Raw genomic sequence first — 17,983 nt, 5'->3', positions numbered from 1 at the left:
TTATCTTTCACAACCTCACACCTAACAGTATGTTGGTGTGAGGTTTTCTTTTGGGGAAATACCCCTGATGACAATTATGGACAGAATGAACCAAAGTCATTGGCTCCTCTAACCCTTTTTCCTTCACGCTAAAACCATCAAACTAGCCACCAAGCCGCACAGGATGACAGATTGAAATACTGTGTGGGAAGAATTGTCCATAACGAAGTGAAATAGGGCTAGTAAAGTGAAAGATATCAAACCAACCCAAGACGTTCAGGCGCAAATCCTAGAAGCATTCAACTCTCGCCACGCAACGAAAGTGTTTGATCCTACTCGTAAGATCGGCGATGACGAATTCAATACCATTTTGGAAGCGGCACGCTTGTCACCTAGCTCGTTTGGCTTTGAACCGTGGCAGATCCTCGTTGTCCAGTCACCAGAGAAGCGCGAACTGTTCCGTGAGTTCAGCTGGGGTGCAAACGGTGCATTCAATGGCACGGCAGGACAGCTGGGTACGGCAAGCCATTTTGTCATTTTCCTTGCCCATACCGATGCAACAATGAAGCACAACTCTGAATATCAACAGCAACACATGCGTGAAGTGAAGAAGTTGCCGGAAGAGGTGATTGGTTTTATCAATCAGGCTTTCCAGAAATTCCAAGAGCATGATTTCAAGATTGAAGGCGAGCAGCAAATTACCGAATGGTCAGCCCGCCAGGCTTATATTGCACTGGGTAACGTGATGACTGCAGCGGCATTGCTTGGTATCGACTCATGCCCAATCGAAGGGTTTGAAATGGATAAAACCATTGAAGTACTGGAACAGCACTTTGGTATTGATCCTAAAGTATACAAACCAGCGGTTATGGTTGCTTTGGGTTACCGTGAAGATGAGCCTCCGTTTGCCAAGACCCGCCGTGAAATGGATCAGGTTGTATCTTGGTTCTAAGTAATAGTTGACTGACGCTAAGCCCGCATTGGATATGTCTATGCGGGCTTTTTGTTTTTCGATGTGTGTGAATCTAATAGATTCCGTTACTAATTGATTCAGCCGCCTTACAGCTACTCCTCATACAATATTTCGTAGTTATATTTTGAGGAATAAATTGTGCAGCGCTTTGGTGCTTTATTGTTGGCTGTTGTACTCACTGCGTGCTCAAGCACGGAGCGTAATCCCGATCCGGTTACTTTTACAATGATGCCTCATTCATTTGAGGCGATCAGGATGTGGGACGAATATAACCCCACAGAGCTAAACGGCTTGATTCAAAGTAAAACCGAGACCTGGATTGAAGAGAGCCAAGATAAGCAGAGTCTAAATTATCTGGCCCTGTCCGGTGGCGGCTTCAATGGTGCATTCTCTGCAGGTATTTTGACCGCTTGGACAGAGCGGGGAGACAGGCCACAGTTTGATGTGGTCACCGGGATCTCTACCGGAGCCATTGTTTCTGTCTTTGCATACCTTGGTAGTGATTATGACGATGTGCTGACCGAGCTTTACACCGAAACTGATTTCACCGATTTATTCCATTTCAGAAATATCTTTTCGCTTGTGCGTAACCAATCCCTGCTGGATACCACACCTTTCGAGGAGAAAGTCCGCCGTATTGTGACTGATGACTTAGTGGCTGAAGTTGCAGAGCAGAATAGGGCCGGGCGGCATTTGGTGATCGGTACCACTAATATCGATAACCAACGGCTTTCTCTTTGGAATATCGGCCAGATCGCTGAGCATGCTACTCCCCAGGCAACAGCATTGATCCAAGAAATCATTATTGCTAGCAGTTCGATACCGGGTGCATTCCCAGCAAGAAAGATTGAATTCGAGCAAGGCGGTCAACAGTTTGACGAATTGCATGTTGATGGCGGGGTGGTACGACAGGTCTTTTTTGCCCCTTCATGGGTAGACTTACGTGATGTCGATATTGAACAGAACCTCTATGTGATCCGTAACGGCAGCCTGAAATCGGAATTCCAGCCAGTGTCCTCCCGGTTGAGTCAGATTAGTGAAAGGGCAATTAACACTTTATTGCTTAATCAAGGGATTGGCGATGTCGAACATATTTACCATTTCGCCCGTCAGCAGGGGATTCATTTCAACCTAGCTTATATTGATGATGACTTTGAGGCACCGGAAGATGTTTCGTCTTACAGCAGTGAATTTATGACGGATCTCTTTGATTACAGCCACGCAAAAATGGAGCAAGGGAGAGCTTGGCAGGCCCTTCCTCCATCACTGCCAGAGTTTTATAAAGCAGAAGCTGAAGTGCTGTCTGCTAACTAAAGAATCTCTCCCGTAGGGCGAAGATATACTCTGCTTCGCTCGCCATGAGGATGACGAGCACCAATAGCACTAGCGGTGGGAGGAATATCGTGCAGACCAGGGCCATTCGCTCCCATAGCATGTGCATGAAGATACTGGCGATAAGTCCCGCTTTCAGCGCCATGAACACTAAGATTAAGCTCCAGCGCAGAAACCCTTCTAGCTGGTAATAATCCACCATATATGACAGTGCGCTGAGTACGAAAAGCAGTAGCCAAATTCCCAAGTAGAGGCTGATCGGGTGTTTTTGCTGGGTGTTGTTTTTTGTTGAGCTAGCCATATGCGTGTCCTCCTTCAGGAGTTCGCTACCAGAGATAGAAAAACGCAAAGATAAAGACCCAGACAAGGTCGACGAAGTGCCAGTACAAACCAGCTATCTCGACGATCTCGTAATTTCCTTGTGATGTGTTACCCCGCCGTTCATAGTCTCCCCGCCACACTTTCCACGCCACGATCAGTAGATAGATAACACCGACCGTCACGTGCAGGCCGTGGAAACCGGTGATCATGAAAAAGCAGGCACCGAATTGTGCGGCACCGTCCTCGTTCCCCCATGGCCGGAAACCATCCTCTATAAGCTTGCTCCATTCGAATGCCTGCATACCGACAAAGCTGAGGCCGAGCAAGGCGGTGATGAGCATCAGTAACGCGGTTGCTCCCCGCTTGTTTTGGTAGCCACAGTTAACGGCCATCGCCATGGTGCCGCTGCTGGTAATGAGGATGAAGGTCATGATCGCAATCAGTACCAATGGGATGGAATGCCCGGCAATAGTCAGGGCAAAGACTTCACTCGGGCTGGGCCAAGGCTCGGTGGTGGTCATCCTTACCGCCATGTAGCCGACCAGGAAGCAGCCGAAGACAAAGATATCGCTGAGCAGGAATATCCACATCATCGTTTTGTTGGATGAGACCTTGAACACTGCTTTGTCGGCAGCGTAATCATTGACTATTGATGCCCATGCATGGTGAGTTGGATGGTCATCGGAATAAGCAGAACGAGGCATGGGGAACACCTCCCGTTATGTCAAACGAAGTAGGCCGAGTAAAAACAGCCATACAAACAATAAAAAATGCCAGTAGCGGGTGCAAAGCCGAAGGGCCGGATAGAGCTGATTGTGATGCCCCCTCCCTGCGTGGAAAACGACCCAACTAAGGGCAATTAGCCCGCCGAGAACGTGCAAGCCATGCAACCCGGTCAGCAGGTAGAAAAAGCTGGCGGCAGGAGAACTGCCTACGCCGAGGTTAGCCTCTAGCAAGGCTTGCCACGCCCACAATTGGCTAAATACAAAGCCGAAGGTGAAAATGACTGTCCACACCAACAAGGCATGGTTCGCCCGCAATGAGGGAAGCAATGCCGCTTTGCGATAACACAGATGCATAGTGACGCAGCTCATGACTAACATCACGGTGCTGACAGCGAGTTGCCAAGGTTCGCTGATAGGCTGCCAGTCAGGCAGCGTCATCCTTATCCGGTAAGCAACCGTAAATAGGAAAAAGAACATAGTGATAACGGCGATAAGCAACCAGACGGCGGTTGATGTCGGTGCCTGAAGTTGGCTTCTGTAGCGAGCGTTGGGATCTTGGGTCAGTGTTTCGACTGATTTGCTCATGATCGCTCCTTATCGGCCTTTGCCGTCGATTCGCTACCACCTCCGCCTGATGAGTCGGTGGTTGGCTCTGCTACTGGTGACTGTGTTTGCGGAATGAAGTCTTTGTCATGACCGGGAACGCTGAAATCATAGGCCCAACGGTAAACGACAGGGAGTTCTTCTCCCCAATTCCCATGCTTGGGCGGCGTGTCTGGGGTAAACCATTCAAGCGAAGTGGCTTTCCACGGGTTGCTGTCAGCAACCTTGCCCAATTTCCAGCTCCAGAACAGGTTCACCAAGAACAGGATCTGGGCTGCACCGACAACCAGTGCCGCAATAGTGATAAAGGCATTCATCGATTGCGCAGATTCTGGGATGAAACTGTAATCATCCCAGTTGTAATAACGCCTTGGCATGCCAAGGATGCCGAGGTAGTGCATCGGGAAGTAAATAGCATAGGTGCCAAGGAAGGTGACCCAAAAATGAATATGCCCCATGGCTTGGTTCATCATCCTACCGGTTACCTTAGGGTACCAGTGATAGATCCCACCGAAGATAACTAGAATAGGTGAGACCCCCATTACCATGTGGAAATGGGCCACCACAAAGTAGGTGTCGGAGAGCGGGATATCGACAATCACGTTACCTAGGAACAAACCGGTTAGCCCGCCGATGATGAAGCTGCTCATAAAGGCGATAGCGAAAAGCATCGGCAGGCTGAGGTGAATATCGCCGCGCCAGAGGGTGAACAGCCAGTTATAGACTTTGATTGCCGTGGGAACTGCAATGACTAACGTAGTAGTGGCAAAAAAGAAACCAAAATAGGGATTCATACCACTGACATACATATGGTGGGCCCATACGATAAAACTCAGAGCCGCAATACCCAGTATCGCCCAGACCATCATTTTGTAGCCGAAGATGTTTTTGCGGGCATGGATACTGATGAGATCAGAGACAATGCCGAATGCGGGCAGGGCCACGATATACACTTCCGGGTGGCCAAAGAACCAGAACAAGTGCTGGAATAGGATCGGGCTACCGCCGTCGTATCCGGCCTGCTGACCCATCGAATAGATGGCGGGCATGAAAAAACTTGAACCCAGCAGTTTATCGAACAACATCATGATCGCGCTGACCAGCAAGGCAGGGAAGGCCAGTAGTGCCATCGCAGAGGCGGTGAAAATACCCCATACCGTCAGTGGCATGCGTAATAGGGTCATGCCCTCTGTCCGGGCCTGCAGCACCGTGGTGACATAGTTAAGCCCACCCATGGTAGCGGCAACAATGAACACCGCTAACGAGATAAGCATCAGTACTATCCCCCAGTCGGTACCGGGCGTACCGGGCATGATGGCTTGCGGCGGATAGAGCGTCCAACCGGCTCCAGTCGGCCCGCCGGTAACAAAAAAGCTGGCGACTAAAATAAGTGAGGCAAGAAAGTAAAACCAGAAACTGAGCATGTTGAGGTAGGGGAAAACCATATCCCTTGCACCGACCATCAAAGGGATAAGGTAATTGCCGAAACCACCTAGGAACAAGGCAGTCAGCAGGTAGACCACCATAATCATGCCGTGCAGGGTCATGGACTGGTAATAAAGATTGACGTCGATAAAGTCGAATTTGCCGGGGAAGCCGAGTTGCAATCGCATGATCCAAGAGAGCACAAGCGCTATCATCCCCATGGCAATAGCAGTGAGTGTGTATTGGATAGCAATAACCTTGTGGTCTTGGCTCCAGACATATTTGGTCCAGAAAGACTGCGGACGCTTTTTCACGGCATAGGGGCTGGTTTCAAACATTATTCTGCTCCCTCGTTATTTTCTTTCTCGTTATTGCCTGCGTCAGAATCGACCTGTGGCGATGAAACTGCCTTGATGTATGCAATGATGGCGTCCAGTTCATCATCACTAAATTGGTAGGCAGGCATGATGGCTGGGTAGCCTTTGACGACCTCAGCGTTGGGGTTGAGAATAGCGGCTTTGAGATACTCATCATCCACCTGCACTTGGGTATCATCTGATAAGGTTTCGGTTTTGCCGTATAACCCTTGCCAAGTAGGGCCGACACCGGGTTTGCCATCGATACTGTGGCAACCGATACAGCCGTTAACTTCAGACAGGGTTTTACCATGTTCGACCGGATCGGTGACGGGTCCATCCCTTTCGGATGCAGGTTGCTGGGTTTGGGCAAAGGTTGGTTGTTTGGCTAGCCAGCGGCCAAATTGGGCATCATCTTCTACAACCACTCTGCCGCGCATATTGAAGTGGCCTACACCGCACAGTTCCGCGCATAAAATATCAAAGGTGCCGCGTTGGGTGGGGGTTAGCCAAAAGTAAGTCACGCTACCTGGCACCATATCCATCTTGGCGCGAAATTGCGGCACATTGAAATCATGCAGGACATCTTTGGATCTGAGCAATACCTTGTAGGGTGAGTAGAGTGGTAGGTGCAGCTCGGGGGTCAGTATGATCTTGTCATCGCTGGAAGCCGGGTCATCAGGATCAACCCCCAATGGGTTAGTTGGGCTGATAAACCGCACGTCTGATTTGCCCAGTTGGTTATCCTCTCCCGGGAAGCGAAAGCTCCATTTCCATTGCTCGCCAACCACTTCCACTTCTTTGGCATCATCAGGTACAGCCACGAATTTGCCATAAACGACTAGCCCGGGCGCCAATAGCCCGATTATCGCCACAGTAGTTAAGCCAATAAGCCAAGCTTCGAGGCGTTTGTTGTCTGGTTGGTAAGTGGATTTGTGGCCTTTGCGGTGACGGTATTTGAACACGAACCAGGCAATCATTAAGTTGATGACAATAAAAAAGGCACCGGTGATCACCAAGGTTAGGTTGAAGGCATCGTCAATTTCGCCCCAGTTTGAGGCAGCAGGCGTCAACCACCAAGGGCTGAGGAAATGAAAGGCAATGGATGCCACAACTATCACTATCAAGACAATGGCAATCGCCATAAGCCTGTCACCTCGCAAATAGGTAAGCTAGCTTCCGTGATAATGAAATGTGACTGAAAGAGTTCCCAAAGTAGCGATTAGTAGGTCATCGCTGAATAATATCTATCTCGCCAAGAGGCTGATTAATGGTAATATCTTGTTACATTCTAGCGGGGGATCCTCGATGCCGCGAGATCTTCAATGAATTTCTTATTCAGAGGCAGTCTCTTGATTGCTTCTCCGTGGTGGCTAGAACCGTTAAATATTCACTACAGTTAATCAGTACAATAAAGATAAAGAGGTGATTAGTGGCCGGAGCGAGCTTATTAACTCTGTTAGATGATATTGCCACCGTACTCGATGATGTGGCGGTCATGAGCAAAGTGGCGGCACGCAAAACCGCCGGGGTGCTGGGAGATGACTTGGCGCTTAACGCCCAGCAGGTGTCGGGGGTACGTGCCGAGCGTGAAATTCCTGTGGTGTGGGCTGTCGCCAAGGGGTCGTTTCGCAATAAGCTGATCCTGGTGCCAACTGCGCTGCTGATTAGCGCCTTTGCGCCTTGGCTTATCACACCGATGCTACTCATTGGCGGTTTGTTTCTGTGTTTCGAAGGCTTTGAAAAAGTGGTGGAGAAAATGCTCCATCCCCCTAGGCCGCATGAGGACGAAGAGCTTAAACAACTGGATAACCCCCAAGATATTGCCGATTTTGAAAAAAAGAAAATACAAGGTGCAATCCGGACGGACTTTATCCTCTCTGCGGAGATTATTGTGATCGCTCTGGGTACGGTACAGGAATCCGCCATGCTGACCCAGGTGCTGGTGGTTAGTGTGATCGCCCTATGTATGACCATCGGTGTTTATGGTTTGGTTGCTGGCATCGTTAAACTGGATGATGGTGGTCTTTACCTTGTCCGAACCAGTGACCCGGGCACATTAAAGCGGGGTTTCGGCGAGACCTTGGTAAAATCAGCCCCTTACTTGATGAAGTTCTTGGCCATCGTTGGCACCATTGCTATGTTTTTGGTCGGCGGCGGCATTGTGGTGCACAGTATGCCGCACTCGCATGTTTTGATTGAACATTTAACCCACCAAGCAGCGGTGGTTCCTGGTGGCGCTCTTATGTTGCCTGCGTTTGTCAATGCAGCAATAGGCTTGTTCAGTGGTGCAGTCGTTCTTTTTTTAGTGACGGTTTACCGACGTATTCGCGATGCAGTGGCCTAATGAATCACTATTTTCGATAAATACACCGAAATTGGTGGTTAACTGAGCATTCGGTTATTTGTAGGGTTTACAACAAGAAAATCCTACATTACTATACGCCGCACTTACGGAGAGATGGCTGAGTGGTTGAAAGCACCGGTCTTGAAAACCGGCATACGTTAATAGCGTATCTAGGGTTCAAATCCCTATCTCTCCGCCACATTCGAAGGCCTTGTCGCAAGACAAGGCCTTTTTCGTATGCGTTGAGTTTAGGCGCTCCGCCACGTTTAACCCCTTTATCTACTAGTTGGCGTCATATGGTAATAACCGTCATCTGGTATTTGATATTTTCGCTCTGCGACTCCTCAAGTACGTGACTCATGTGCGTTGGGGCTTCATAAGAATCGAAAATGCAGGTGGGATAAATGAAAAAAATGATGACACTTATCGTAGCTTCAGCTTGGTTGTTTGTTATCGGCAATGCCTATGCCGTTTCAGATGCCGCAAAGGTGGGTGCCAATGCGGGAGCGATGATCTATTGCTATGACAATGTGGCGCAGTCGAGCCAGCAGTCTAAGTACAAGCTTCTTAAACTTCATACATATGATGAGTACAAAAAATTACCGGATAACGAGCGAGCCACAGCATTGTTGATGAAAAAGGCTGCTGAAGATGGGGATTACTTAGGCGACCGTCTGGATAAAGTACGTTGCGATAAACTGCGTAAAATGTTGTACCTGAAGTACTAAACATGACTTAGCGTTGGGTTGTTGGGTAGCAGCAAGTCAGACAAAGCTGCTACCAACCTGTGCCTTCAGCCATGTCATTACTCAACAATTCCTTCTTCTTCATTTTATTGGTGTACATTAGCTTATCAGCCAAGATATATAGCTCGGCTAGATCCAGTTTCTCGTTGATTTCGACGCATATACACCCATAACTCACTCCGTAATCTTCAGTGAACAGCTCAAACTCCTTTCTGCTAGCAAGATTGGCCTGATAGTTGGCTTCAATTTGCCGGCATCTTTGCTTCAATAAAGTTTCACTCATATTGCTCAATACAAGAATAAACTCGTCTCCCCCTACACGTGCGATAATATCCGTAGAGCGCGTCAGTTTTCGGATCTCAGATGCTAAGGCTTGAATGGCAATATCACCGCAGTCATGGCCTAGTTGGTTATTGATTTGTTTCAGGTTATCCGAATCAAAATAGGCTATGGCAATTGAACGATTGAGATCCGTTTTATTTTGCAGCGTTTTTTGGGCCATAAAGGATAACCCTCGGCGATTATATAACCCGGTTAGTTCATCGGTGAGGGCGAGGTTTTTGACATTTTCATATGCATCGATGAGTTTAAGGTCTGCACTAATTAACTCCCTGAGTTGATCGAGCAGTTGGTATAAGGTGTCATTATACTCAGTTGGATTGGTATCAATGGCGCATATGGTGCCAAATACCGTATTGTCTGGCCAATATATAGGCATGCCAAAGTAGGAGCGAATAGGGCCTTCTTTCACAAAAGGAATTTGGCTCCACTCAGGATCACTTTCTGGATCGGCAACATAGAGTGCCCCACCTTTCTCGATAACATGACGGCAAAAGCTATTCATCTCATAGGGCCAAGCATCACTACGTTTGAGAAAGTTATCTCTATTTTGACTAGATCGGACGGTAAAAAACTCATCATCACGTAATTGAACAATGGCACCGCATGCACAATTGAATAACTGTGATATCAGGTCGACAGTTTTTTGCCATTTTTCCAAGTTCAGTTCGGGGTGTTCATTTGAAGCTAAACATTTAGTCCGATCAAACATTCTTTTACCTCCAGCTGAGTAAGGTAAGTATATTCAGGCAAATTGATAGCATTATTTGTAGGGTTATGTTTTGTGATATTGGTAGAGACTTTTGAATGTATGAAGGAGAACTGTTCGCTAAATATGCAAAGTTAAACTACGTATGTCTTGAGTGCTGTACAGGGTGTCGAAGCTGAAAACTACTACTAGGAGAGCATTTAGCTCTCCCATAGTAATCTTCGTTATAGTGAGAAAAAGGAGATAATTTAGGAGCAAACAAACCAGGAGTTGGCAGGAGCGGTAATATAAGAAGAACGATGCCATTTCTCTTTTTCTAATGCTGGGGCGGTTCGGATATCCCCCTTGAATTTATCTTTTACGGAAACCTTCACCAATCCGTCATTTACGCTAAACACCTGGCCGCGGTATGTGTGGCCCATATTGGTTTGGTGTGGGTGGTCATACAGGCATACTGTTGCTCCGACACTGGAGTAAATATACCGGCTCTCATCACTCCATGGGGCTGTCGAAGGGGATGCAGGCTGGTTAATTGCATGCATGGTCACGCCTGCAGGAGCCATTTTACGCAATGGTGAATAGGGCTCATAGCCAAGCACTTGCGCACTCTCAAACCATTGGCTTTGGTTGGCTTGGGTATTTTCATTTAGCCTTAAAGTAACAAAAGGGCCGTCTAAACATAAGTCCGCCCACAATGCAGTGCTAGTAATTTTGGCGGAGAAAAGCGGTTGCTCGTTGGGCGTGTTAGCACCAACAACACACCATGTGCCACTGGCTTGGTTGATCAACTGTCCGTTATTAGTATCACAGACTCGTTTGGCAAGTACTTGGTATTCAGCAATATCATTGGCCGCTTGTTGAGGGCTATCGGAGCAATATCTGTAAGTATAAGCAAAGGTGTTCTTGGGATAAAACACCCCTTTATCTACCACAGCACCGTTACGGCGGGCATCAGTCAAGGCAATAAAGCTTTGGGTGGAATCGTAAAAGCTGTACTCCCCAGTTCGCCTTACGGTGTCTGGGTCGGAACTACAGCCACTGATTAGCAAAGGAATGATTAGGGAAAATGGGAAGAGTTTTTTAGCTAACGGGAACATCACGCATCTACCTCCTAAGCCAACCACATGACAGAACAGCAACATTGTATTGGTATACAAAATGTTACACGTGTCACAAAAATAGCATGGTTTTAAGTATATCGGATTTGATGCGAACTGCTGAGAATGTCTGTGAGAAGGCACCTCAAACAGAGAAAGGTGCCTGTGATTAAGTGTGTTACTGACTCAATGGAAGGCTAGCCCCTAATAGAGCGAAAACCGTTCCGCAACCACGATTAAAGCGTTGACCACTTTTCTGAAGCCAAGGGCGTAATTGGTGAGCGATACAAGCAACAAAGAATTCAACACTAAATTCAACAGCAGCGAATGTTGCGGCCAAGATAATGAACTGCGTAAGTAATGAAGATTCAGGATTCATAAATTGTGGCAAGAAGGCGCCAAAAAATAGAATGACTTTCGGGTTTGCAATGGCGGCTATCAGGCCCTGTCTAAATCTTGCAGTATGGCCAAGATCGATAGCCGATGTTTGTTCCAAAGAGATGGCGGGTGAACGCCATAATTGAATGCCAAGATAAATCAGGTAAGCGCCCCCCAACCATTTCAGCAAATAGAGAACATTTGCAGATGCCATCATCAGTGAACCGATGCCAAACATAGAGATGGCAATAACACCAACAAACCCTGTCACTCCGCCAAGAATGGTTGAGAGCGTTTTTTTCCGTCCATATAGCGCGCCGTGACTTAATGCTAGTAGGCCATTTGGGCCAGGAGCGAAAGCTAATCCTGTCACTGCAACCAAATATAACAGCCAAGTTTCCAATGCCATGAAGTTACCATTTATAGAAAAGAAATTGCTTGGCAGTATATGGGTAAATCAAGCAATTGATTTGGTAGTTTTAGGACTATTTAAGGTAATATTTGGACACAACTAGCTAAAGTTACTTAACCATATAGACGATGAATAAAATGCAACCAGCTCGACATGCCCTTATGCAATCTGACTCCAAGCCAGATGTTCGGTTTCTTCTGCTGCCGTTGCCGACATTCAATATGTTACCTTTCGGCAGTTTCCTTGATAAGTTACGATTTTCCGCTGACGATGAGGACTATAGCCAGCAAAGGTACTGCTCTTGGGACGTTGCTGGGCTATCAGAGGGTGAAGTTATATCAAGTAGTGGGGTGTATCTTTCGGTTCATAATGCCCTTGAGCACCTAGAGTTAGCGAACTATGACTACGTCGTTGTATTTGGTGGTCGAAGTGCTAACGATATGAAGATGCTAGCTCCATTGTATCGGCCATTCTTAAGAAAGGCGGCGACCAAAGGCCTTACCTTAGTAACGGTAGATAATGCCTGTTTTACATTTGCTGAGCTTGGTTTGTTTGATGGCTGTGAAGTAGCGGTCCATTGGCGGCATTTACAAGAGTTTGAGACGGACTATCCGACGTTGAAAGCACGTTCTGACCAACTCTATTGTATTGATGGAAAGCGGATAAGTTGTGCTGGAGGAACGGCAGTTATTGAGCTAGCTATTGAGTTATTGGCTCGTAAGTCTGGACGCGAAAGGGCGTTGAAGGGGCTTGCCGATATGCTGGTGGATGAAACACGAAATCGGCAGCATCATTTAAAGTCATTAGGTGATGATAAGAATGTAGCGCATCCGCATAACCGCCATGTATCACGGACTGTGGCATTGATGCGCCAGAATTTATCAGTGCCTTTGAGCATTGAGGATCTGGCGCTCCAATTAGGGTTAAGTCGTCGGCAACTCGATAGGGTTTTTAAAACGGAGTTGTCGATTAGCCCTCGCGAGTATTGGGCGGCCATGAGAATGTCGCATGCCCATTGGCGCTTGCAAAACTCCTTCTATAGCCTTTCCGAGATCGCCAATGAAGTCAGTTTCTCTGACGTGAGTTATTTTTGTAAAGTTTTCAAAAAACATTTTGGGTATAGCCCTGCTCAAATGAAGAGCATGAGTCAATGATTGCTAATGGTATTAATGGAAATTTCTAGTTGATATATAGCTTAGTGAGAGCGTATTTTTATTATGCTACCGCAGTTATTACACTTATAGACAGAATTATAAAATAATTTTTCTAGTCGGCTTCTTTTTCTTCTTTGGGCAAATGGAGTATCACAACACATCATAAATAGTCCTTGATTATTAGCTTCCTTGTTAATAAGCATAAAGACTATATTGCGTTAGTTATGTGATCTTGCTCCCAAAATTTTAGGTTTTGAGATATAAAAAATATTTCAAAATGTGATTTTAGTTCCATTGTACTGATGGGTAGGCAATATTGTATAACCCAAGAGACAATCAAATATTTACTTGTCATTATTTTACTCTTAATGATGTTTAAATATTGCTCTTTACCCATTCAAAAATAAAAGTAGAAAAGATGTTCTTTGTAAGGCTGTCAGATATTTACCTGGTTAATGCAAGCTAAATTTAGCTGTTAGAATGGCATTTATACAATGTGGAATAGTGGAGTGGGATATAGGATTTACACAATATAGATTGAATCTATAAGTGGAATTAATTGCGAGTAAACTATTGCTAGGGTGCAATAGTTTACTCACGACTGATAACTGGAGTTGGATAGGTGAGTAATAAGCAGGTTTATACTTGTGGTAGTTCTATAGGTTGTTTAATTCGCATCTGACCACGGCTACAAGCCAGAATTGGTCGGCAGTTCGGGCGCCGTAGAGACTTAGGTGGTTGTAGTATACCTGTTACTGCTTGAGCCGGATTATTGAATAAATCAGCTTCTCTAATATGAGTTGTCTTCGTTGAGGCTTCAAAAAACATGTTGGTAGAACTCTGGTCAGTTTGAATGAAAGAAAGCAAAAATTAACTTAGTACAGCAATACTTCTTACATTATTAATCCCACTTTTAAATGACCACATAATGAAAGTATTGCTTCAGTCTTTGAAATATTATGAGAGGCTTTTAAGCTGGTAAAATATGGCACCAACCAATTAAAGTTTAATAGTGCTTCCACAGTTTCGGCACTTGTAAATGGCACTATAGAAAAATTTTTGAATAGCGTTTCGTTTTACTTGGTAAGCAGCGGGATTGTTGCAGCATTTCATACAAATATCCTTTTTGATGAATGGTTTTGGCGACATCCTATACATGTTTTCAGGCGCTAAATGTGATCATGATCCCATTGGTATCCAAAAATTCAGACTTGATATATTAATAAGTTATACATGGTTAATTTTTGAAAATATCGGTGAGCACATGTATCAGTATGTAATTTAGTGTGAGGGTGTGAGGTGAGAATTGGTTATAAGGATTAACCATCAATAAGCCATTTTGGCTGCTCTATATGAACAGCCATCACGTGTATATCCTTGAAACTAAGATCATCATGAATTAGTAAATTGGCCAATCAGCAGCATCAACAGAATCGATACTACCGTCATGATTGTTGCCTCCCCACTTGCGGATAAATTCACCGTTAGGATCATAGATTTCGGTTTGTTTAGCTAAATTGAAATGGCGGTTGTCTTGGGGATCGGCTCCGACACCAGCAAGGTACTGCCAATTGCCCCAGTTTGATGCAGTATCGTAGTCTAATAGATGCTCTTCGAAAAAGGCGGCCCCGTAGCGCCAATCCAAACTCAATTCATTAATCAAGCAGCTGGCGACTATTTGTCTGCCCCGGTTTGACATATAACCAGTCTGGCGTAATTGGTTCATCAAAGCGTTCACGAGAGGGTAGGGGGTATTCCCTTCACTCCATCGGCGGAACCGCTCAGGATAATAAGCGGTATGAGGGCTTTTCTTTTTGATTCCGGAAAAGGTGTAGAGCCTAGTGCCATGGAAGTGCGCATACCACTGGAAGTATTCACGCCATAACAGCTCGAATTTAATCCACTGGGTAGAATCGTTACATTCAACATCTGTTTCATACTGGTTAAGGTGCTTAATGAGCATATTGGCAGACAAGCTACCCAATGCTAACCATGGAGAAAATTTGGTTGAATTCTCCCATCCATCGAGTTCGTTTCGTGTTTGTTTATAGCTGCTTGGAGCGTTCGACGAGAAATATTGCTCAAGGTGTTTCAAGGCCGCCTTCTCACCCCCTTCAAAATCGGCTAATAATTTTGGGTTGATCATAGAACTGATCACATCAAAAGCTTTTAGCCTACCTGGCGGTGGAGGAAGTTTGGCAATGGTGGTTAACGGCGAACGAATGTCTAAACCTTCAACCTGCTTACGAAATTGGCTGAATGTCCCGGGGAGAGATTCATTAATGTCAAAAGGTAAATCAGTTCGGTCAAAAAGGGTATGCGTGGCGATTTGACGGAACGTGATGTATGGGTATCGGCCTTTTAGCGTGTGCCAATTCCTTTTTTCGTAAACCCCAGCATTCTCACTGGTGTAGATCATTGAGATATTGTATTGGCTAATGAGTTCGGGCAGTACATTGAGGGGATGCTCAAGAATAACATGTAAGCTCTGACCTCTCTCGCTTAGCCGCTCAGAAAGGTTGTTGAGAGATTGCAGGAGAAACTGTTTTCTGTAATTGCCATGCTTGTCGATATGATATGGGTAGCGGTTCGCATTATCTACCGGTAAACAATACACGCAGATAAGGTGATCGGCCTCTTGTGTAGCTAACGCCAGTGCGGGGTTATCGTGAAGCCTTAAATCGTTTTGAAAAAGGAACAAACCTGTTGCCATTGAAGATCCCTCTAAGCCAAGGTGCTAGCTTAACTATAGGCGGAATATCACAAGTATTATGGTTTTTATACGCCTAAGTTATAAGGGATGGTGTCAACATGTGGTAAGCATAGAGCTCAATGTGAAGGCAGCAACTAAGAGTGTGAAGTAGTCTGATGGCTTTCTCGATAACAGTCTTCTTCCCTTTGGTTAACCCATAGGTTAAATCATGCATTAAGTAATCGATGAGATCTTGATAGTTAAATAGGTTACCTGTTTTCCTTAAGCTGTTTCACATGTGGGTACAGTAGAGATAAGTCTAATTCATAACTTCACTTAAATAGACTAAAAAAAGAACATGTATGCACTCTGCTTTATAAGGGGGAATTCATAATGGAGTAAAATAAGAACTGAAATATTTGGGTGAGCAAAATATCGCTGCCGTTAAGGGTTTAAGCTGACATTATCTGGATATGAAATATTCAAAAATCGAATAGTGGTAGACAAGGTGATTATATGTAATTAGTCTTTAAAAAAAACAAAGTGATTTACACATGGAAACAGATAGAAGAGATAATTCGATTGACCTTAATGTGTTGAGGATTTTTCAAGTTGTTTATATAACTCAAAACACATCTCTAGCGGCTAAAAAGCTGGACATTAGTCAATCACAGGTAAGCAGATCTCTACAAAAGTTAAGAACCTATTACAATGATGCAATTTTTATTCGATCAAAGAATGGCTTATCGCCAACACCTTTAGCAAACAACCTATCTAAAATCGTACCTACTATTCTAGATTCGATCAGTTCAGTAAAAACAACTAACTTAAACTTTGATCCAACCTCATACAGTGGCGAAATATCAATTGCCTTATCACCAGTCTTTCAAAATGACTTTGCTTATAATCTATCTGAAGTAATATCTACACAATCTCCTAATGCAAAGCTTAATTTCTTAACTTGGGATGAAAAAACGCTGCCTGCAATCTCCTCTAATTTTATAGATATTGGTGTAAACTACTCTTATGTAACTACTCCAAAAGATATCTACTTAGAAAGAATTCAAAAAGACAGGTTTTACCTTTTTGCTAGAAATGAACATCCGATATTCAATAAGATTGAGTATACTCTAAAAGATGTTTTCGACTATGATTTTTGTGTATCCATTCTAAATGGTTTTAACGACAATAAACCGCTTGCTATAGATATTGTTAAAACTCTAGGTTACGAGCTTAAAGTTAAACATAGATCGGATAATATCGAATTACTAAAAAAAATTGTGTTAAATACTAACTCAATATTGATTGGTACAAGTAGGTTTATTGAACAGGATTGTAATGAAATAAAAGAGATAGATATCGATGTAGAGGAATACTCGAAATATTTTGAAGGGGATAGAGTTTATACGTCTGTTTTCTTTCAACAGAGTAACAGAAAAAGTGACAAGATTATCAATGAAATAATCAATAAAGGTTAATATGCTGTATGTCTTATACTGAAAGTGATGTATGCATTTCATGTGACAATTTCCCTAATTTACTTAGAAAGTTGAGAACAAGCAGTAAATTATCTCAGCATGATTTATCTATTTCGTTATCAAAAAGTCATAAGCTTTTCGAAAATATAAATCAACCAATGATCAGTAATTGGGAAAAAGGTAATAATTTACCATCTTTAACTAGACGAGTAGGAGTCGCGACGTATTTTAATGTTGACTATAATTATTCAAATTCAGAATTGAATATTCTTAAACGCTCATTGAAAAATGAAATGTTTTACGACCCTCACCTAACGATATACCCGCTAAAAGTGAATAAGACGCAAGATCTTGATTGGGAGATGCTAGATGAGGCAACTAAAGTTCAGATACGACATGCATTTTTTGTAAGACATAAAGATAAACTCGATGATTTTTTAGAAAGGAAGGGGCTACGGCATGCAAAAGTAAAATGCTACTACCATGATAGTATGCTGGTAGGTCATGTTATGTATAGTCTGATTGATGGCGTTTTCTATTATATTTGTGCTGCTGGAATGAATTCAGATATACATAGTAGTGTTTTGGCAGAACTGGAAAGTCTTTGTGATGTTCAGATAATTGAAATGCATGCAACAATTCCTGCTATTAAGTATCTTCTATTATCTATTTATGGTGTTGTTGTTTCCCAAACAGAGACGGCGGTGACATATAGGTTAAATAAAGGAGGCTTTTTTGCAAACCCCTACATAAAAGCATTATTCTTAAAAAAGCAAGATTTCATTTTGCTGAGTTATCAAAGTATGATAGACAACAGTAGTGAATTTGGTAATGATACAAATAAAGATGTAATGACGAAGGAGCATATCGTTGGATGATTTGATTTTTTTATTCGAATGATAGAAAGGTTTATTTAT

The 17,983-nt window shown here is 44.3% G+C and carries 16 protein-coding genes and 1 tRNA gene; 8 read left to right on the top strand and 9 right to left on the bottom strand.

Annotated elements, in window-relative coordinates; all coding sequences use genetic code 11:
* Positions 1-226 precede the first annotated feature (226 nt).
* Entirely contained in the window at positions 227-931 is a 705-nt protein-coding gene (locus C9J01_RS05980; protein ID WP_201797789.1) for an NAD(P)H-dependent oxidoreductase, read from the top strand.
* A 276-nt stretch (positions 932-1,207) separates the two neighbouring features.
* Positions 1,208-2,266, top strand: coding sequence for a patatin-like phospholipase family protein (locus tag C9J01_RS05975; RefSeq protein WP_158264493.1), 1,059 nt, complete (start codon positions 1,208-1,210; stop codon positions 2,264-2,266).
* On the opposite strand, the gene C9J01_RS05970 is transcribed toward C9J01_RS05975, so the two are convergent.
* Genes C9J01_RS05970 through C9J01_RS05950 form a run of 5 tightly spaced genes read right to left on the bottom strand, consistent with a single transcriptional unit; the run spans position 2,259 to position 6,859 of the window.
* Positions 2,259-2,585, bottom strand: a complete 327-nt coding sequence (locus tag C9J01_RS05970; protein ID WP_107297165.1) for a cytochrome C oxidase subunit IV family protein — start codon at positions 2,583-2,585, stop codon at positions 2,259-2,261. The two genes, C9J01_RS05975 and C9J01_RS05970, sit on opposite strands and share 8 nt — an antisense overlap.
* Before the next feature lie 25 nt (positions 2,586-2,610).
* The gene (locus C9J01_RS05965) at positions 2,611-3,309 is read right to left on the bottom strand and encodes a heme-copper oxidase subunit III family protein (protein WP_107297164.1); all 699 of its coding nucleotides are present in this window, start codon (positions 3,307-3,309) and stop codon (positions 2,611-2,613) included.
* A 15-nt stretch (positions 3,310-3,324) separates the two neighbouring features.
* Positions 3,325-3,915: a cytochrome c oxidase subunit 3 gene (locus C9J01_RS05960; protein ID WP_107297163.1), complete on the bottom strand. Its 591-nt coding sequence runs from the start codon at positions 3,913-3,915 to the stop codon at positions 3,325-3,327.
* Positions 3,912-5,696 (bottom strand): cytochrome c oxidase subunit I, encoded by a 1,785-nt coding sequence (gene ctaD, locus C9J01_RS05955; protein ID WP_107297162.1) that lies wholly within the window; start codon positions 5,694-5,696, stop codon positions 3,912-3,914. The genes C9J01_RS05960 and ctaD overlap by 4 nt, the downstream gene beginning before the upstream one ends.
* Positions 5,696-6,859 (bottom strand): cytochrome c oxidase subunit II, encoded by a 1,164-nt coding sequence (locus C9J01_RS05950; RefSeq protein WP_107297161.1) that lies wholly within the window; start codon positions 6,857-6,859, stop codon positions 5,696-5,698. The genes ctaD and C9J01_RS05950 overlap by 1 nt, the downstream gene beginning before the upstream one ends.
* Positions 6,860-7,146: 287 nt before the next feature.
* Between C9J01_RS05950 and C9J01_RS05945 the strand changes: the two genes are divergently transcribed.
* From C9J01_RS05945 to C9J01_RS05935, 3 genes are all read left to right on the top strand, one after another.
* On the top strand, positions 7,147-8,061 hold the full coding sequence (locus C9J01_RS05945; RefSeq protein WP_107297160.1) for a DUF808 domain-containing protein: 915 nt from the start codon (positions 7,147-7,149) through the stop codon (positions 8,059-8,061).
* Between the two features lie 108 nt (positions 8,062-8,169).
* A tRNA-Ser gene (locus C9J01_RS05940) sits at positions 8,170-8,260 on the top strand.
* 205 nt (positions 8,261-8,465) lie between these two features.
* Complete coding sequence (locus tag C9J01_RS05935) at positions 8,466-8,789, top strand: hypothetical protein (RefSeq protein WP_237156880.1); 324 nt, start codon at positions 8,466-8,468, stop codon at positions 8,787-8,789.
* 49 nt (positions 8,790-8,838) lie between these two features.
* Here the strand turns inward: C9J01_RS05935 and C9J01_RS05930 are convergent, their stop codons facing one another.
* The 3 genes from C9J01_RS05930 to C9J01_RS05920 form a co-directional block, all read right to left on the bottom strand.
* A complete protein-coding gene (locus C9J01_RS05930; RefSeq protein ID WP_107297159.1) occupies positions 8,839-9,858 on the bottom strand; it encodes a sensor domain-containing diguanylate cyclase in 1,020 nt (339 codons plus the stop codon).
* Between the two features lie 245 nt (positions 9,859-10,103).
* Entirely contained in the window at positions 10,104-10,952 is an 849-nt protein-coding gene (locus C9J01_RS05925; protein WP_107297158.1) for a hypothetical protein, read from the bottom strand.
* 178 nt (positions 10,953-11,130) lie between these two features.
* Complete coding sequence (locus C9J01_RS05920; RefSeq protein ID WP_107297157.1) at positions 11,131-11,739, bottom strand: LysE family translocator; 609 nt, start codon at positions 11,737-11,739, stop codon at positions 11,131-11,133.
* A gap of 131 nt (positions 11,740-11,870) precedes the next feature.
* Here C9J01_RS05920 and C9J01_RS05915 point away from each other — a divergent pair, with 131 nt between their 5' ends.
* Entirely contained in the window at positions 11,871-12,896 is a 1,026-nt protein-coding gene (locus C9J01_RS05915; protein ID WP_107297156.1) for a GlxA family transcriptional regulator, read from the top strand.
* Between the two features lie 1,399 nt (positions 12,897-14,295).
* Here C9J01_RS05915 and C9J01_RS05905 read toward each other — a convergent pair.
* The gene (locus tag C9J01_RS05905) at positions 14,296-15,609 is read right to left on the bottom strand and encodes a DASH family cryptochrome (RefSeq protein ID WP_107297154.1); all 1,314 of its coding nucleotides are present in this window, start codon (positions 15,607-15,609) and stop codon (positions 14,296-14,298) included.
* Positions 15,610-16,142: 533 nt separating this feature from the next.
* On the opposite strand from C9J01_RS05905, the gene C9J01_RS05900 reads away from it, so the two are divergent.
* Together C9J01_RS05900 and C9J01_RS05895 are read left to right on the top strand one after the other, a co-directional pair.
* Entirely contained in the window at positions 16,143-17,066 is a 924-nt protein-coding gene (locus tag C9J01_RS05900) for a LysR family transcriptional regulator (protein WP_107297153.1), read from the top strand.
* A gap of 8 nt (positions 17,067-17,074) precedes the next feature.
* Complete coding sequence (locus C9J01_RS05895) at positions 17,075-17,944, top strand: helix-turn-helix domain-containing protein (protein ID WP_146157060.1); 870 nt, start codon at positions 17,075-17,077, stop codon at positions 17,942-17,944.
* Positions 17,945-17,983 lie beyond the last annotated feature (39 nt).

This window comes from Photobacterium rosenbergii (assembly GCF_003026455.1).
Lineage (GTDB): Bacteria > Pseudomonadota > Gammaproteobacteria > Enterobacterales > Vibrionaceae > Photobacterium > Photobacterium rosenbergii.
This window is presented reverse-complemented; position numbering and strand designations above follow the sequence as displayed.

Excerpts from the sequence above, each read along its gene's own strand:
- C9J01_RS05900 (WP_107297153.1), top strand. The coding sequence starts at position 16,143 with ATGGAAACAGATAGAAGAGATAATTCGATTGACCTTAATGTGTTGAGG.
- C9J01_RS05960 (WP_107297163.1), bottom strand. The coding sequence starts at position 3,915 with ATGAGCAAATCAGTCGAAACACTGACCCAAGATCCCAACGCTCGCTAC.
- C9J01_RS05905 (WP_107297154.1), bottom strand. The coding sequence starts at position 15,609 with ATGGCAACAGGTTTGTTCCTTTTTCAAAACGATTTAAGGCTTCACGAT.
- ctaD (WP_107297162.1), bottom strand. The coding sequence starts at position 5,696 with ATGTTTGAAACCAGCCCCTATGCCGTGAAAAAGCGTCCGCAGTCTTTC.
- C9J01_RS05950 (WP_107297161.1), bottom strand. The coding sequence starts at position 6,859 with ATGGCGATTGCCATTGTCTTGATAGTGATAGTTGTGGCATCCATTGCC.
- C9J01_RS05975 (WP_158264493.1), top strand. The coding sequence starts at position 1,208 with ATGTGGGACGAATATAACCCCACAGAGCTAAACGGCTTGATTCAAAGT.
- C9J01_RS05920 (WP_107297157.1), bottom strand. The coding sequence starts at position 11,739 with ATGGCATTGGAAACTTGGCTGTTATATTTGGTTGCAGTGACAGGATTA.
- C9J01_RS05970 (WP_107297165.1), bottom strand. The coding sequence starts at position 2,585 with ATGGCTAGCTCAACAAAAAACAACACCCAGCAAAAACACCCGATCAGC.
- C9J01_RS05965 (WP_107297164.1), bottom strand. The coding sequence starts at position 3,309 with ATGCCTCGTTCTGCTTATTCCGATGACCATCCAACTCACCATGCATGG.
- C9J01_RS05930 (WP_107297159.1), bottom strand. The coding sequence starts at position 9,858 with ATGTTTGATCGGACTAAATGTTTAGCTTCAAATGAACACCCCGAACTG.
- C9J01_RS05935 (WP_237156880.1), top strand. The coding sequence starts at position 8,466 with ATGAAAAAAATGATGACACTTATCGTAGCTTCAGCTTGGTTGTTTGTT.
- C9J01_RS05915 (WP_107297156.1), top strand. The coding sequence starts at position 11,871 with ATGAATAAAATGCAACCAGCTCGACATGCCCTTATGCAATCTGACTCC.
- C9J01_RS05925 (WP_107297158.1), bottom strand. The coding sequence starts at position 10,952 with ATGTTCCCGTTAGCTAAAAAACTCTTCCCATTTTCCCTAATCATTCCT.
- C9J01_RS05895 (WP_146157060.1), top strand. The coding sequence starts at position 17,075 with ATGTCTTATACTGAAAGTGATGTATGCATTTCATGTGACAATTTCCCT.